Origin of the sequence: Actinoplanes sp. NPDC051633, assembly GCF_040681735.1 — a bacterium.
Taxonomy (GTDB): Bacteria; Actinomycetota; Actinomycetes; order Mycobacteriales; family Micromonosporaceae; genus Actinoplanes.
This window is the reverse complement of the sequence record NZ_JBFAZH010001784.1, coordinates 1-1,112: the sequence shown is the minus strand read 5'-3', so window position 1 is coordinate 1,112 and position 1,112 is coordinate 1. Positions and strand designations below refer to the sequence as shown.

General features: G+C 72.8%; 1 protein-coding gene and 1 pseudogene. Both read left to right on the top strand.

The features are described 5' to 3' along the window. On the top strand, positions 1 to 410 hold a 410-nt coding region (locus tag AB0M20_RS45150; RefSeq protein WP_364307796.1), incomplete at its 5' end, for a hypothetical protein. An 82-nt stretch (positions 411 to 492) separates the two neighbouring features. Beyond that, positions 493 to 1,112: pseudogene (locus AB0M20_RS45145) on the top strand (hypothetical protein); the annotation flags it as partial.

Genomic DNA, 1,112 nt, shown 5'->3' with positions numbered 1-1,112 from the left:
GCTTCCTCGGGGCCTGGGCCGTCCTGTCCGCGATCCGGATCGTCTGGCACCTGCCGCTGATGGTGAGCGGTGACTCGTCGTGGGTGATGGGCATCGTCGGCAACGCGGCCTTCCAGCTGATCCTGCTGCAGATCTTCCGCCTCAGCGGGGGACGGTGGTCCCTGACGGCGGTGTGGCACGCGTCGCTCAACACGTTCGGCGGTTCCTTCCTGTTCACCATGGTCAGCGGTGCCGACTTCGACCGGCTCGGGCTGCTGCTCGCCGGCGCGTACACGGTGGTGGCGATCGTCGCTCTGATCGTCGGCCACCGCTGGGCCGAGGCGCACCGCGCGGGCCGGATCGTCGACGGCGGTGACGATCGACCTCCGGTCCTCGCCGGAACGCCGGGTGGTGCTAGCTCCACCCGCTGATCGGGGCGTAACACCAATGATTCGCACGGCCCGGGCGAGCAGTCTGATCCCGACAACGGCACACGCACCCAGGGGGAAGACCATGCGACGGCGGACCATTCTCACCGGCACGGCACTCGGCGTCGCCGGGGCGGCCCTCGGGGCGTCCCGGCCGGCCGGGGCCGGTGCCGGCTCCCCGGCCCGCGGCCCGATCGCGATCACGGGGGTCACCGTGATCGACGCGTCCGGCGGCGCCCGGCACGGCCAGACGGTGCTGATCCGGGGCGACCGCATCCTCGACGCCGGCCGCGCGCAACGGGTGCCGGTGCCCCGCGGTGCCACGATCGTCGACGGCGCCGGGAAGTTCCTCATCCCCGGCCTGGCGGACATGCACACCCACGCCGTCGGCATCGACGACACCGACCCCGAGTTGTACGTGGTCAACGGGGTCACCACCACGCGGCAGATGTCCGGCAGCGCCCAGGCACGCGACTGGCGCCAGCAGATCGCCGCCGGCGCCCGGATCGGTCCACAGTGGCAGATCGGCAGCCGGATCATCGACGGCTCGCCGTCGCTGTGGGACGGGCTCGACGGCGACGGATCGGTGCACGTCGCCGTCGCCGACCCGGCGCAGGCCCGCGCCGCGGTGCGCGGTGAGCACGCCGCCGGCGCCGACTTCATCAAGACCTACACCCGGCTGACCCGGGCGTCATTCCTCGCCGT